Consider the following 14,759-nt stretch of genomic DNA (forward strand, 5'->3'; position numbering starts at 1 on the left):
ATAATACCGGTTAACATTCTAATATAAGGTTTTTGCCAAACTGACTGGATCGCTCCCGTGACTATTGATCTCCTCTCGCTGCTGAAGCAAAGCACCGAGTTATTGCTATTTGTGATTCTTGGCATAGGCCTGTTAATAGGGAAGTTAAATATAGGGTCGTTTAAAATCGGTGCCACTATCGGTGTGCTGGCTGCGGCCCTTGCTTTTGGTGAAATCGGTTTTCAACTGCCAAAGGGTCTCGACAGTGTGGGCTTTATGTTGTTTATTTTTTGCGTTGGTATTGAGGCAGGCCCCCACTTTTTCAGTGTTTTCCTTCGTGATGGTAAGCATTACGCACTGCTGGCATTATTTTTGACTGCCACTGCATTTGGCCTGACCCTGTTAATGTCGGGTCTTTTCCACTTCGATACAGGGCTGACCGCCGGACTGCTGGCCGGTGCATTAACCTCAACGCCGGCACTGGTTGGTGCCCAGGAAGCGCTTCGAAGCCTGAGTGACCCTAATGTTGTTAGCCAGCTGGACACACTGCAGGATAATCTTAGTATCGGTTATGCCCTGACCTACCTGGTGGGGTTAATTGGTTTGATGCTGGTGGTGCGCTATTTGCCGCGTCTGGTGAGGCTGGATTTGCCCGATGAAGCCAGAACTATTGCCAGGGAAAGGGGGTTTGATGACAAGGAGAATCAAAAAACCTATCTGCCTATTATTCGGGGCTATCGGGTTAATAAGGCACTGGCAGAATCTTTTGAAGGCCAGACACTGAGGGATGTGGGGATTCACCGTCGCACCGGTTGTTATATTGAGCGAATCCGTCGGAAAGGTATTCTCGCTGAACCTGCCGGTGATGCTTTGCTTCAGGAAGGGGATGAAATTGCCCTGTTGGGATATCCGGAAAGCCATGCGTTGCTGGACCCGCTTTTTCGTGATGGTAATGAAGTCTTTGACCGGGATCTGTTGGATTTACAGATTGTCACAGAGGATGTGGTGGTTAAAAATGATCGCTGGGTAGGGAAGCATCTTTCAGAATTGAGTTTGGCTGAGTCAGGCTGCTTTTTAAATCGGATTACCCGCTCCCAGATAGAAATGCCCATTGAACGGGATATTCTTCTCAATAAAGGGGATGTCTTACGGGTGAGTGGTGAAAAACGACGGGTGTCCAAGCAGGCTGATCGAATCGGTTTTATCAGTGTGCACAGCCGAATTACGGACCTGGTTTCATTCTCAACATTCTTTGCCATTGGTCTGATGATCGGTAATATCAATGTGATTTTTGGCAGTTTTGACTTTACCATCGGAAATGCCACCGGACTTTTAGCTTCCGGTATTATTATGGGGTATCTTCGCGCAATTCATCCAACCGTTGGTCATGTTCCCCAGGCTGCATTGAAACTTTTAAAAGATCTGGGCCTGCTGGTCTTTATGATTGGTATTGGTCTCAGCGCAGGTCGGGGAATTCTGGATTATCTCACCCAGGTAGGACCTGTAATTATTGTTTCAGGCCTTCTTGTGAGTATTGTGCCGGTTATACTGAGCTACTTGTTTGGTAGGCACGTTTTGAAAATGAATCCGGCGTTGTTGATCGGTGCTCTGACCGGAGCCAGAACCTGTGCTCCGGCAATGGAAACTGTTAACGAAATGGCGCAGAGCACTGTACCCTCTTTGGGGTATGTGGGTACTTATGCGCTGGCTAATGTTTTGTTCACCGTTGCTGGATCATTGATAGCAACGCTGTTTTAGCATTTTGCCAAGCCGGGTAGCGGGTTATCCGGCTTGGTAATAATCAATCAAGGGTGACGGTTTGTTCAATGCCTCCCCAGATAGATTCACCTTTATGATCTTTGATCTCAATATTGACCTTATCCCCTGTTTTTAACCAGGGTGTTTTAGCTTCGCCAAACTCAATAATCTCCAGCATTCGTTTTTCAACCAGGCAACAGGAACCTTTGCTTTTATTGGTATTGGAGATGGTTCCTGAGCCAATGATGGTTCCGCTACCCAGCTTTCTGGTTTTGGCCGCATGGGCAATGAGCTGGTGAAAGCTAAATACCATATCAGTACCGCAATCAGGTGAGCCAAAGGGTTGGTCATTAAGTTGGACAGTGACCGGCAGATGCAGTTTGCCATCTTGCCAGTGGGGTTGAATTTCATCGGGTGTTACTGCAACAGGTCCAAAGGCACTGGCCGGTTTGCTTTGCAAAAAACCAAATCCTTTGGCCAGCTCTGCTGCCACTAAATTACGCAGGGAAATATCATTGCACAGTGTAATCAGTCGAATATGCTGTTGAGCCTCTTCAGCCGGACAGCCTTGTGGAACGTCTCCGGTTATCACAGCCAGCTCTGCCTCAAAGTCCACTCCCCATGCTTCTTTTCCAGTAATAGGCTCTGTTGGCCCCAGCAATTGATCGGATATTCCCTGATACATTAAAGGGTCTGTCCAAAAGCTTTCCGGCATTTCTGCCCCTCGTGCTTTTCTGGCCAGTTCCACATGATTTACATAAGCACTGCCATCCAGCCATTGCGTGGCTCTTGGTAATGGGGCTGTGAGGGTATCAGGGATAAAAGACTCTGCCTGGCGACAAAGCCCCAGATTCAACTGTTGGTAAGTACTTTCCAGTTGGGGGGCCGCTTTATCCCAGTAATCCAGGGCATAACGCAAAGAGGGGGCTATATCTGGGACTGATACCATGGTTTTTAAATCACGGGAGACCAGGTATAACTGGCCATCAGGATTTTGTGTTTTCTTTGTGGCCAGTTTCATGATGGTTCCTGCCCGGTGGTTTTCCAGGAGTTGGCATAAGAGGCAATTTCTACAGCTTTGGCATTATCTGATATATGTAAAGGGCGACGGGTATCTACCATGACGGCCACTTCATCGGTAAATGTTGCGGGATTATTCTGACTTTTCTCTAAAGCGTTTGGGTGAGGGCCATGGGGAAATCCGCAGGGGTGAAAGGTAACCATGCCCGCTTCAATCTGGTCACGGCTAAAAAAGTTACCTTTATGATAAAAAAGCACTTCATCAAAATCATCATTATTGTGGTAAAAAGGAACCTTTAGGGCTCCGGGATCTGACTCTATAGGCCTTGGGCAAAAAGTGCAGACCACAAAATCCTGGCCTATAAATGTGGTATGCACGGAAGGGGGCATATGATAACTGTGACTGACTATAGGCCGAATATCCCGCCAGTTCAGTCTTACCACGGTATTGGTTCCGTGCCAGCCAACCGCATCAAGGGGGTTGAACGGGTAGGTGATACGGGTAACCTGGTCCAGTCGTTTGACAAGGATATCCCAGTGGTTTTCATCTTGCTGGTTTAAGAACTGGTCATTGATTCTAGGATAGTCCAAGGCTGCCGGGTCGTAGACTGCGTTGTAACCAGCAAATCCTTTATCCGGAAAACGATAGCAACCATCGCGATTTTCTATCAATAGCAGGGTTAGTCCGGTTTGAGTTTCAAGCCGCCAGGCTGAGCCTCTCGGAATAACCAGGTAATCGCCTTCAGAAATAGATAAATGACCGTAGTCGCAAAAGAGATCCCCCTGGCCTTGATGGATAAATAGCAGCTCATCACCGTCACTGTTACGAACTAAATGATCCATGGATTGGGATAAAGTCCATAGCCGGAGATGGGTATTTTCATTAAAAAGAAATGGTGAAAGCTCCCAGGGATTGGAGACATGGTTATCCATCTTCAGGAGATCAAAGGCCCGGGGAGATAAGGGGCCTTCAAAAGAGGTCCAGCCAGTGGGAGGATGGCGATGATGCATTTGGGTTACTGGTCCGAAAAAGCCTTCTCTACCCAGCTCCCTTTCATAGGTGTTTTTTGGTAGGTCACAATGGGCCTGTCTGGAGTGGATCCCTTCTCTAATGGGGAGGCTGATCCATGGTTTTTTGGTCATGCTATACTCTTTTTTTATTTTTCTATGATAAATATATTGGGTTTTAGTTTGAGATAAGGGGGATTCTTTGAAATCGAGATTTGTCAGTCATGTTATTTTTTTTGATATTTGTATTTATGACGTGTTATTCGAAAACCGCAATATCTGCTATCTATATTGAGACTATATATATCATACCTCATAAATGGGAGACAAAAAAGGAAGCATCGCAATACGTGTATGAACAAGTTATCGCTTTTTTGGATAAAATATCAGGTATTGAAAATGGCAAGGTGAATTTATGGATGGTTGTTTCTGGCAGTAATGAAGAAATGAAATTAATGACTGAAGCCAATAAACAGCATCGACCGCCTCAGGAAAATGAAAAATTTTATGCCAGAGCAGGGAGGGATAGAAAAGTATGTTTGACAACAAGCGTGATAAAAACAAAATATATGGAGGTTTTGCTTGAGTTTTGGGCGTTAGTGAAAGTAGGAAAGGCGCAAAAACTAAGGGAGGCTACAGTCTCAACCTGGGTTATTCCGGTTCAGTATGAAAAAACAGTTAGTGATCAGGTGGAATTAGTAAGTGATAATATACAAATGCTATATGGTCAAATGCTCACGAATTCTGATGATGAGTGTAATATCTATTTTTTATTTTCTGATGATTATAATAATCTTCTTTATTGGTCAGATGATATCGGTAGTAAAAGAAGAAAAGCAATGGATGATTTTTTAAGACAGGCGATTGATAATTTCAAAACTGCTACTGCTGATTTTGATAAAGAATCGCAATTCAGTTTAGAAGCTGGGCATGGGGAAAGTAGTGGAGCTGAAACCGAGGATTTAAGTGAAAATTTAAACTGTTTAGCTAAAGGAATGGCTAGCGCATCGATTAATAATTTTCCCCATGGTGGTTCTAATCAAAAACATATGGGGCTTATGGTAAAGCCTGAGACATGTGATGCTGAAACAATGACAGATTTTGAATTGCCAGATGGTGATCGCTACAGGGCGTTGGAATGTCCCATTTGTTTTTGTAGACTACCTGGAATACCGGTTACAACAGGCTGTTGTAATATAGATGTTTGCAGTTTTTCTGACCTTTTGAGACGAAGAACGTCCTGCCCTTATGGTTGTGGGGATTTTAGGGAGTTTATTTGCTTTCCGCGAGGTATCAAAGATTTTGGGAAGATGAGAGTGCTGATTGAAGACGGAAAGTGTTTATCAATTATTATTAAGATCCAAAAAGGCAGGTATTATACTGATGATTATTCAGGTGTTCGTCATTGCTATCAATATGAGAAGCTTACCCAGCATTTTTATCTTCCACCCTATAATTCTAAAGAGAAAAGAAACAATAAGCTTGTGGTGAAAATTATGGATCTGCTTCGATTTATAATCAGTTTTGAGTCTGAAAGATTAGCTTTGGATCTTGTTATATCTAAAAATGGGGTGCGCTATTTTAAGGTATCAGATGGATTGCTTCCCACTACAGAAGTGGAAGCATGGAAACTGTATGAAAATATTGAAGGGTTAATGGGTATTCATAGGAAGATGCAAGATAAATTTCCTGAGGGGTTTAGAGAGAAATGGAAGAAAATAATTTCAAATGAATCAAACCCAGAGCAGCCAGTGCTCTGAGTTTTTCCATTAAGATAAGATTCTTGATTTCAGTTGAAATCAAGAGATATTGGATTCAGGTATTTTACCATTACGATAAGCATCCAATAGCAAGTTAAGCCGGTTGATTTCCTTGCTGATGTTTCTTCCTGCATCCGTATCCATCACCCGTTTGCGATGGGTTTTTTTCAATACCCGGATAGCAGAGTTGATTTCTACCCCTTCTTTTATCACTTGCTCAGTGGAGCTGAAGGGCTTGTGCGACACCAGTCTTAAGCCCCATGAGTTATAGATCAGGGTATAACCGCCAATACCGGTAGTCACCTGATAGGGACGAGAGAGTCCTCCATCAATCACCAGTAACCGGCCGTTGGCTTTAATAGGACTTTCTCCCTTGATCTCCTTAACCGGGGTATGACCACTGATAATATGGCCATTCTTGGGATCAAGACCAAAATCGTCCAGTATTTTCTGGCAAATTTCTTCATGCCCACGAAGTTGAAAGTAGGGGTTAAGAACTTCCTTGTGCAGCGCTTTATCCTTCAGGAAATAACGCTCAAAGGTGGCCATTTTGTGTTTGGCAAACATTGGGGACTTGGGGCCTGTCCAGAGATACCATAGCCAGTCTGCATCATTGATATTGCGGGTGTATTGTGCCTTGCGAACCAGCTCATCAAATTTATCCAGAAGTGCCTGACCGGAATAATTTTTGCCATTGATGGCCAGGTTCTGGTACTGCCCATGGTCATCCAGCACAATACAACCGTGAATCAGCAGGTTGCCATTGCAGGTAAGGTAGAGAGAGCCATTGGTATAGAAAAAACGAACATGTTTTTGCAGCTTTTCACTATTGCTGAAATAGAACGTCAGTCTATCAATAACAGCCTGTTCATCCTTGGTAAGCTTTAAAGGGTCTTTAGGGTCAATGGTTGGGAAATGGTTACTGGTGAGTTCAACATGGCCTTTAGCTGTTTTGAATAGTCCTTTGGCATAATCAATACGACTCAGGCAGTCCCTGTCGTCCATTGAGAATTCAGGGCGGCGTTTAATTAACTGGCCTTCCAGCTTGAACTGGATGACAGATATGGCTTTATGCATTCGGGCAATCAGAAGCTTGTCCTTTTCTGCATAAAACTCTTCATTGCCAGTCAGTCGGGGTAAAAATTCGGTACAGGGGTCATCATGATAGACTTCCATAGCCAGCTGACCAAGGGGAAGCAGGTTGATACCGTAGCCTTCTTCCAGACATTCAAGGTTGGCGTAACGCAGGGCGATGCGAATGGCTGTGGCTACCATTACCGGGTGGCCAATGGCTGCACCCATCCAGAGAACATCATGGTTACCCCACTGTATATCAACATCATGGTGAGCCATCAGATGATCCATGACTTTGTGGGGGTAAGGTCCCCGGTCATAGATATCACCAATAATATGCAATCGGTCAACAGCCAGTTGTTGCATTACCTTACAGATGGCAATAATAAAATTATCAGCCCGCTCCAGCTCAATGACCGTATTGATAATCTGGTGGTAGTAGTCCTCTCTATTGAGCTGGCTGATCTCCATATGCAATAGCTCGTCAAGGATATAGGAAAAATCCCCGGGCAGGGACTTACGAACCTTCGAGCGGGTATATTTTGACGTCAGTACTTTGCAGATAGTAATAAGCCGGTGAATAGTGACCTGATACCAGTCTTTTTGGTTGCGGCCTTCTTCCCGAACGATTTTCAGGCGTTCTTCGGGGTACGATATCAGTATGGCCAGCATTTTTTTATCATGTTCAGATAAAGAGTAACCAAAAATATCATTCACCTTGAACATCATGACGCCGGAGGCGGTGCGCAGATGATGGGAGAAGGCTTCGTATTCGCCATGTATATCGGTGAGAAAGTGCTCAGTCCCCTTGGGGAGGTTGAGAATGGCTTTCAGGTTGATTAACTCAGTGGCTACATCACCAATACTGGGGTATTGCCTGGCCAGTAACTGCAGGTACTCCGTATTGTCCATAACTCCCCTTTTAAATGGTCAAATTGTCTGAAAATTAATTATCCTGGGGATTTAATCCCGGTGTATTCTCAGGTTTAATCGAGAATAATTCCGGGTTAACTCACCTACCAGTAAAACGGGATATCATTCTATAACAAAACTTATCATAAAGGTTAGAATGGCTCTTACTTATCTGATTTTACGATGATGATGATTCCTATATAACCATAATAAAATCAGGTGAGCAGCATAAGATATGATCGTCAGGTCTATTTATGGGAGAAACGGTATTTGGAAACCATCAAGTACATGCTGAAGTTTTTAAATGACCAGCTGCTCAGATTAAGCTGGTTGGCCCTATTGGCCTTATTGCTTTTACATTACGCATCCAGTTGGTTATTGATGATAGCTGTCGGTGAGCCGGTACTCATTGAACCGGGGAACTGGTTTTACTTTTATGTGACCACTGCCACTACCGTAGGATATGGTGATTTTAGCCCGGACACCCTGGGGGGCAGACTGGTGGCAGCTATTTTTCTAATGCCGGGGGCTGTGGTTCTTTTTGCAGCTTTTCTGGGTAAATTATCATCCTTTTTTATCGAGATCTGGAGAAGAGGCATGCAGGGTAAAGCGGATTATTCACAGTTGCGGGATCACATTGTTATTCTTGGCTGGCATCCTGAAAAAACTAATAGAATGGTGCAGTTGATATTTGGCGATACCCGCCGTTTAAGCAGGGAGGTGGTTCTTTGTACTGATCAGGATATGGAAAACCCTTTGCCCCATCAAGTGCGCTTTGTTCGTGGTGAGCAGCTAACAGATCAGGATATCTTTGATCGTGCTGCTATTGAACGGGCCAGCCGGATCATTGTTTTTCAGGAAACAGATGACCAGACATTAGCCACTTGTCTTTCGGTTTGTGCCACTAAAACCAAAGCACATATTGTTGCCTGGTTTGAGCATTATCGAATGGCAAAATTGGTTGAATCCCACTGTCCGCAAGTGGAGTGTCATACCAGTATATCGGTTGATCTTTTGGTAAGGTCGGCTCAGGATCCTGGATCCTCAAGGTTGCAGTCCCAGTTACTGTCTACATTGGAAGGGCCTACCCAGTATAGTATTCAGGTGCCGAATGATTTTTCAGGGACGACGTTTGGCCAGCTTTTAAAAGTTATGAAAGGACGGCATGAGGCCATTGCCCTGGGTATTGCTGACACTATAACAGGTAATGATCTGCTGCTGAATCCGCCCAGCCAGCAGCCTGTCAGGGCAGGTCAGTTTGTCTATTTTATGTCTGCGCAGCGAATCAGGGGGAATGAAATTGCCTGGGAAGAAATGGCTTGAGCCGGGCATTCTGGATTTTGTTCCCTGCCCTGAACCGGGTAGCCGGCTCAGGACGAAGTGACAGTTCCTGTCTATCCGTTGAGTTGGTGCAACAAGACGCCATCTTTAAAGACAACCATTTGCCCCGTGTTCAACCTGGCCCACGATTCATTATCTGTCAGCGGTTCTGTGGCGATAATTGTCACAATATCATTGGGGGTTGTTTCTTTCTCAAAATCAATGGTGAATTCATCATCCTTAAGGGTTGCCCTGTCAAAAGGAGCCTGACGGGTCAGCCAGCTTAGCTTGGTACTGCAATAACAATAAAGGTGACTGGAGTCGGTGAGCAGCATATTGAATACACCCAGTGATCGAAGCTCTTCACTGAGTGTGTGAAGGAGCCTGGATAGGGCCTTGTTACTTCTTGGTTTTTTGGGAAAGGCAGTACGGATTTGATCCATAATCCAGCAAAAGGCATATTCACTGTCAGTGGTACCCACAGGGAAGTAATAGTTCAGTGCTTTTTTCTTGATACCTTTTAACTGGCCGTTATGGGCATAGCTCCAGTATCTTCCCCAGAGTTCGCGGGTAAAAGGATGGGTGTTTTCCAGACAAACCCGGCCCGCATTGGCCTGACGTATATGGCTAATTACAACATGGCTTTTAATGGGGTAGTTCCGTATCAGTTTTGCGATTTCGGAAGTACAGCTAGGGAAAGGATCCTTGAATTCTCTCAGGCCTCGTCCTTCATAAAATGATATTCCCCAGCCGTCCCGGTGGGGGCCGGTTTTGCCACCACGTTGCATCAGCCCTGCAAAACTGAAGCAGATGTCTGTGGGTACATTGGCGCTCATACCTAGAAGTTCACACATAATCAGCACGTCGGCTCTTTACGGACAGGCCGTTGTGGCTGTTTTTTGGCGGGTTGATTCTTTTCAGCGGATGCTGCTGCTCTTTTTACAGGAATGCAAAGGGTTATCACCGTTGTAGCCGCTAAAGCCGCCGCCACCACCAGGCCAGCCCTTTGCATAGCATCTGTACCCTGGCCAAGGCCATCATAAATGGCTGCAAGAAGGGCTGGCGAAAGATAACTTTGATCCGGAATGGTTTTCCAGGGAAGGTAGAGCAGTACAGCAGCATCCATATATAGCACCCGCCTTAACCGGACAGGTAGATTTTTAGTGATTAGCCAAAGAGAGATCATGCAACCCGTTGCACCTGCCAGGTAGGCAGCCCAGCCTATCATATATTGCGTGCTAGTCATCTGTTTTCCTGAACCGGTTTTAACCGGTGGTATTCCTTAATGATTATTGGCCGATAATAAGGGACGAGACTGTTGGACAGTAGTCTATAATCCGTGAGGTTATCAGGGATGTCTTATCATATGTTAGAAGAACAAATCTGTCATTTGCAGGTTTCAGACAAATAGACTTGTTGCTGCCTGGAGAATAATTATGTTAAGTGCCTCATGGGTTCTGGGTTCTTTTCTTGATTGGCTGGCCTTATTTGCCATGTTGTTATGCTGGGTCGGGTATACGGTTTATTCAAGAAGGAAGGGGCGGGAGACGCCCTGCCTTGCCAGTGTCCTGGCACTGTACCGGCGGGACTGGATGCTAAGGTTGCTAAAGCGTGATAACCGTATTGCTGACGCCAGTTTACTCACTAACCTTCGGGCTGGGGTGAGTTTTTTTGCCTCTACCAGTATTCTGGTTATTGCGGGTCTTATTGCTGGAATTGCAGCCTCGGAAGAGGCGGTGGGTATTCTGTCTACCTTTCCTTTTGTCTCCACAACCACGCGTGAACTGTGGGAATTCAAAGTGCTGGTTATGGTTATTATTTTTGTGTATTCCTTTTTCGAGTTTACCTGGAGCCACAGGCTGTATAACTTTGCCAGTGTGATAATGGGAAGTGCACCCCTTTGTGAAGACATTGACGGACGACCCGTGGAACAACAGGTTTTTGCCACCCGGGCTGGACAGATTATGACTGAGGCCGCCTATCACTTTAACCTGGGGTTGCGGGCTTACTACTTTGCCATGGCATCAATGGCCTGGTTTATCAACCCGTGGCTGCTGATTCTTATGTCAATGCTGGTGGTGGTTATATTATATTGCCGGGAATTTCACTCCAAGGTACTCAAAGTGCTGGCTTCCAGTGAAAAGCAGATAAATATATAAAAATATTTATTGATGCAGCACTTGAAAATCTCTTCCCAGCCCTTACTTAGTCTTCAAGGTGATTTTACTGTACAGCAGCCGTTAAGTTGCTGAATTTCTATCAGTATTCAATGAAATGAATTGTTGACTTAAGGTATAGGGATCAATGACTGTCGAAACGAATAAAGAAACATTAGGCTTTCAAACTGAGGTTAAGCAGTTATTGCACCTCATGATCCATTCTCTCTATTCCAACCGGGAAATCTTCCTCAGAGAGCTGGTATCCAATGCCTCTGATGCCAGCGACAAGTTGCGCTTTGAAGCACTCCATAATAGTAGTTTGTTGGAATCTGATCCTAACCTTGAAATCCGTATTGGATTTGATAAGGAGGCTAAAACGGTCACCATTGCTGATAATGGTATTGGCATGAACCGTGATGATGTGATTGCTCACCTGGGAACTATTGCTAAATCTGGTACAGCGGACTTCCTGAAAAACTTGACGGGGGACCAGAAAAAGGACTCCCAGCTCATTGGCCAATTTGGTGTTGGTTTTTATTCTGCATTTATTGTGGCGGATAAAGTCACTGTTGAAACCCGTCGCGCTGATTCTGAACAAGCCATTCGTTGGGAATCTGATGGTTCCGGTGAATTCAGTGTTGAAAATATTGATAAAGAAAAGAGAGGCACAAGCATCACCCTGCATTTGAAGCAGGACGCAGAAGAGTTTGCTGATGGCTGGCGCCTGAGAAACATTATTCGCAAGTACTCTGATCATATTTCCCTGCCAATTCTGATGATCAAGGAAAACACAGGGGAGGATGAGAAGGAAGGGAGCAAGAAAGAGATTGAGTGGGAAACGGTTAATACGGCCAAGGCGTTATGGTCCAGGCCTCGTACTGATGTTTCTGAAGATGAGTATAAAGAATTTTACAAGCATATCAGCCATGATTTTGCTGACCCACTGAAATGGAGTCATAACAAGGTTGAAGGCAAGCTGGAGTACACTAGCCTGCTGTATCTTCCTTCCAAGGCTCCCTTTGATCTGTATAACCGTGAAATGCAGAAAGGGCTTAAGCTCTATGTCCAGCGGGTTTATATCATGGATCAGGCAGAGGAATTCCTGCCAATGTACCTGCGCTTTATTAAAGGTGTGGTGGACTCCAATGATCTGTCCCTGAACGTTTCCCGTGAAATTCTGCAAAAAGACCCTCAGGTGGATAGCATGAAGAGTGCGCTCACCAAGCGTGTTCTTGATATGCTGGATAAGATGGCTAAGAAAGAGCCGGAAGCCTATGCGTCCTTCTGGAAGGAATTTGGTCAGGTACTGAAAGAAGGGCCTGCTGAAGACTATGCCAACCGGGAAAAAGTCGCCAAGCTATTGCGTTTTGCTACGACCCAGAGTGAAGGTGCTGCCCAGGATCAGTCTCTGGTTGATTATGTAGCGCGAATGAAAGAAGGTCAGGAAAAGATCTACTATATTTGTGCTGAAACCTATAACGCGGCGGCTAATAGCCCTCACCTGGAAGTGTTCCGCAAAAAAGGTATTGAGGTACTGCTGCTTTCTGACCGGGTTGATGAATGGTTAATGTCCCACCTGACAGAGTTTGACGGCAAGCAGTTTGCGGATATTGGTCGGGGTGACCTTGATCTTGGCAAGCTGGATGACGAGGCTGATAAAAAGGCCACAGAGGAAGCTGCCAAGGAAAAAGAGGACTTGATCAAGCGTATCCAGGATATCCTGAAGGATGAGGTTGAGGAAGTTAGGGTTACCAATCGTTTGACTGATTCCCCGGCTTGTCTGGTTGTAGGTCAATTCGATATGGGAGCGCAGATGCGCCAGATTATGGAAGCCGCAGGTCAGGCTGTTCCCAGCTCTAAGCCTATTTTCGAAGTCAATACAGACCATCCTTTGATACTGAAACTGGATCAGGAGCAAGATGAAGATCGCTTTGCTGATCTGGTGAAAATCGTTTTTGACCAGGCTAATCTGGCAGCGGGTGGTAAGCTGGATGATCCTGCCAGCTATGTGCATCGCCTGAATAAGCTACTGCTTGAAATGGCGGACTAAAATTTCTCGTAAAACACCTATAGACCTTTTTATTTAAAAAGGTCTATAGCGACTACAACTAATTATACCAATCGCACTGATTTTCAATTAATTGAGTTTTTCTATTTTTTTAAGTCTTTATGAATTGATACTTTGTTGTCAATTTTATCAGAAGAATTATTTTGTATTATTTTCTCTTCTATAGAAGAAAATTTTGGCGTTCTTTAGATGGACTTTGGGCGTTATTTGCTTTAAATAACTAATGATTTTTTTGAATATATATTCTCGAGTTTTGATTGTTGAAGGTTGTGCTCTGCTGTGAACTACTGCCTGCATTGTGTTTGGTTATTATCCTCTTTATTTAACCTTGCTCCAGGTCAATAATTACCTATTTCCACGAGAGTAATCTGGTCTTAATCAATGCTGCTTGCTTGAAATAGTTGGCAGTCATACCTTATTTACTTGAATGGAGGCTCTTATGTCCGCAATGAAATTTTTTATGCCTAGTGTAAATCAAATGGGCAGCGGCTGCTTGGAAGAGGCTATTAAGGATATTGGTTCATTAGGCTTTAAGCAGGCTCTTATTGTTACCGACCAGGTATTGAATAAGATTGGACTGGTAGGCAAGGTAGCTGAACAGCTGGATCAGAAAGGTATTGGCTCTGTTATTTATGATGGTACTCAGCCTAATCCAACATGCGGTAATGTTGAAGAAGGTGTTGAGCTCGTTAAACAGCATGATTGTGATTTTATCATTTCCCTGGGTGGTGGTTCTCCCCATGATTGTGCCAAAGGTATTGCTATTGTTGCAGCAAACGGCGGTAATATTCGTGATTACGAGGGTGTTGATAAATCGGCTAAACCTCAGTATCCACTGGTAGCAATTAATACTACTGCCGGTACAGCCAGCGAAATCACTCGTTTCTGTATTATTACTGATGAAAAGCGCCATATTAAAATGGCTATTGTTGACAAGCATACAACACCACTGATGTCTGTGAATGACCCGGCATTGATGGTTGGAATGCCTAAGTCACTGACGGCTGCAACCGGTATGGATGCGCTGACCCATGCTGTGGAAGCTTATGTTTCTACTATTGCGACACCTGTGACAGACTGTTGTGCTATCAAGGCTGTTGAGCTGATTGCTGCTTATCTTGAGCGTGCCGTTGAGAATGGTGAAGACCTGGAAGCCCGTGAGCAGATGGCTTATGCTCAGCTGTTGGCTGGTATGGCCTTTAACAATGCCAGTTTGGGTTATGTTCATGCTATGGCTCATCAGCTGGGTGGTTTTTATGATCTGCCTCATGGTGTATGTAACGCAATATTGTTACCGCATGTTCAAGCCTATAATGCATCTGCCTGTCCAGACCGTTTGGCTGATATTGCAAAAGCAATGGGTGAAAATGTACAGGGACTGAGTGCTGAGCAGGGCGCTGAAAAAGCATTGGAAGCGATTAAAAGGCTTTCCTCTGCTGTAGAAATTCCTGCTGGACTAAAAGAACTGAATGTTAAAGAAGAAGATATTTCTGTTTTGGCTGAAAATGCATTGAAGGATGCTTGTGGTTTTACAAATCCAATACAGGCAACACATGATGAAATTATGAGGATTTTCCTCAGCGCAATGTAATAAATATAGCACATTAATTCTTTGCCGCACTATGTGCGGCTTTTTTTGCTTGAAATATTAACTAATAAGAAAAATGTTATTTAATTGTTGGCTATTCTTTAACTGATAGT

At 44.5% G+C, this 14,759-nt stretch carries 11 protein-coding genes; 6 read left to right on the plus strand and 5 right to left on the minus strand.

All coding sequences use genetic code 11. The features are described 5' to 3' along the window. Positions 1 to 57: 57 nt before the first annotated feature. The gene (locus MJ595_RS16465) at positions 58 to 1,737 is read left to right on the plus strand and encodes an aspartate:alanine antiporter (protein ID WP_263079073.1); all 1,680 of its coding nucleotides are present in this window, start codon (positions 58 to 60) and stop codon (positions 1,735 to 1,737) included. 43 nt (positions 1,738 to 1,780) lie between these two features. Here the strand turns inward: MJ595_RS16465 and MJ595_RS16470 are convergent, their stop codons facing one another. Beyond that, complete coding sequence (locus MJ595_RS16470; protein ID WP_263079074.1) at positions 1,781 to 2,758, minus strand: fumarylacetoacetate hydrolase family protein; 978 nt, start codon at positions 2,756 to 2,758, stop codon at positions 1,781 to 1,783. Beyond that, on the minus strand, positions 2,755 to 3,900 hold the full coding sequence (locus MJ595_RS16475) for a homogentisate 1,2-dioxygenase (protein WP_263079076.1): 1,146 nt from the start codon (positions 3,898 to 3,900) through the stop codon (positions 2,755 to 2,757). The genes MJ595_RS16470 and MJ595_RS16475 overlap by 4 nt, the downstream gene beginning before the upstream one ends. 215 nt (positions 3,901 to 4,115) lie before the next feature. On the opposite strand from MJ595_RS16475, the gene MJ595_RS16480 reads away from it, so the two are divergent. Next, positions 4,116 to 5,525 (plus strand): hypothetical protein, encoded by a 1,410-nt coding sequence (locus MJ595_RS16480; RefSeq protein WP_263079078.1) that lies wholly within the window; start codon positions 4,116 to 4,118, stop codon positions 5,523 to 5,525. A 39-nt stretch (positions 5,526 to 5,564) separates the two neighbouring features. Here MJ595_RS16480 and MJ595_RS16485 read toward each other — a convergent pair whose 3' ends face one another. Continuing rightward, a complete protein-coding gene (locus tag MJ595_RS16485; protein WP_263079079.1) occupies positions 5,565 to 7,511 on the minus strand; it encodes a fructose-1,6-bisphosphatase in 1,947 nt (648 codons plus the stop codon). Between the two features lie 219 nt (positions 7,512 to 7,730). Between MJ595_RS16485 and MJ595_RS16490 the strand changes: the two genes are divergently transcribed. Continuing rightward, the gene (locus MJ595_RS16490) at positions 7,731 to 8,834 is read left to right on the plus strand and encodes an ion channel (RefSeq protein WP_263079080.1); all 1,104 of its coding nucleotides are present in this window, start codon (positions 7,731 to 7,733) and stop codon (positions 8,832 to 8,834) included. 71 nt (positions 8,835 to 8,905) lie between these two features. Here the strand turns inward: MJ595_RS16490 and MJ595_RS16495 are convergent, their stop codons facing one another. Together MJ595_RS16495 and MJ595_RS16500 are read right to left on the minus strand one after the other, a co-directional pair. Then, a complete protein-coding gene (locus tag MJ595_RS16495; RefSeq protein WP_263322531.1) occupies positions 8,906 to 9,685 on the minus strand; it encodes a class II glutamine amidotransferase in 780 nt (259 codons plus the stop codon). Between the two features lie 2 nt (positions 9,686 to 9,687). Continuing rightward, positions 9,688 to 10,077, minus strand: a complete 390-nt coding sequence (locus tag MJ595_RS16500) for a hypothetical protein (RefSeq protein ID WP_263079082.1) — start codon at positions 10,075 to 10,077, stop codon at positions 9,688 to 9,690. A gap of 190 nt (positions 10,078 to 10,267) precedes the next feature. Between MJ595_RS16500 and MJ595_RS16505 the strand changes: the two genes are divergently transcribed. From MJ595_RS16505 to yiaY, 3 genes are all read left to right on the plus strand, one after another. After that, positions 10,268 to 10,990, plus strand: coding sequence for a DUF599 family protein (locus MJ595_RS16505; RefSeq protein ID WP_263079084.1), 723 nt, complete (start codon positions 10,268 to 10,270; stop codon positions 10,988 to 10,990). A 145-nt stretch (positions 10,991 to 11,135) separates the two neighbouring features. Continuing rightward, positions 11,136 to 13,040 carry a molecular chaperone HtpG gene (gene htpG, locus MJ595_RS16510; RefSeq protein WP_263079086.1) on the plus strand — a complete coding sequence of 635 codons (1,905 nt, stop codon included), beginning with the start codon at positions 11,136 to 11,138 and terminating at the stop codon, positions 13,038 to 13,040. Positions 13,041 to 13,497: 457 nt separating this feature from the next. Continuing rightward, complete coding sequence (gene yiaY, locus MJ595_RS16515; protein ID WP_263079087.1) at positions 13,498 to 14,649, plus strand: L-threonine dehydrogenase; 1,152 nt, start codon at positions 13,498 to 13,500, stop codon at positions 14,647 to 14,649. Positions 14,650 to 14,759 lie beyond the last annotated feature (110 nt).

The sequence above is a fragment of the Endozoicomonas sp. Mp262 genome (assembly GCF_025643335.1).
In the GTDB taxonomy this organism is placed as follows: Bacteria; Pseudomonadota; Gammaproteobacteria; order Pseudomonadales; family Endozoicomonadaceae; genus Endonucleibacter.

Excerpts from the sequence above, each read along its gene's own strand:
- MJ595_RS16500 (WP_263079082.1), bottom strand. The coding sequence starts at position 10,077 with ATGACTAGCACGCAATATATGATAGGCTGGGCTGCCTACCTGGCAGGT.
- htpG (WP_263079086.1), top strand. The coding sequence starts at position 11,136 with ATGACTGTCGAAACGAATAAAGAAACATTAGGCTTTCAAACTGAGGTT.
- MJ595_RS16470 (WP_263079074.1), bottom strand. The coding sequence starts at position 2,758 with ATGAAACTGGCCACAAAGAAAACACAAAATCCTGATGGCCAGTTATAC.
- MJ595_RS16485 (WP_263079079.1), bottom strand. The coding sequence starts at position 7,511 with ATGGACAATACGGAGTACCTGCAGTTACTGGCCAGGCAATACCCCAGT.
- MJ595_RS16495 (WP_263322531.1), bottom strand. The coding sequence starts at position 9,685 with ATGTGTGAACTTCTAGGTATGAGCGCCAATGTACCCACAGACATCTGC.
- yiaY (WP_263079087.1), top strand. The coding sequence starts at position 13,498 with ATGTCCGCAATGAAATTTTTTATGCCTAGTGTAAATCAAATGGGCAGC.
- MJ595_RS16475 (WP_263079076.1), bottom strand. The coding sequence starts at position 3,900 with ATGACCAAAAAACCATGGATCAGCCTCCCCATTAGAGAAGGGATCCAC.
- MJ595_RS16505 (WP_263079084.1), top strand. The coding sequence starts at position 10,268 with ATGTTAAGTGCCTCATGGGTTCTGGGTTCTTTTCTTGATTGGCTGGCC.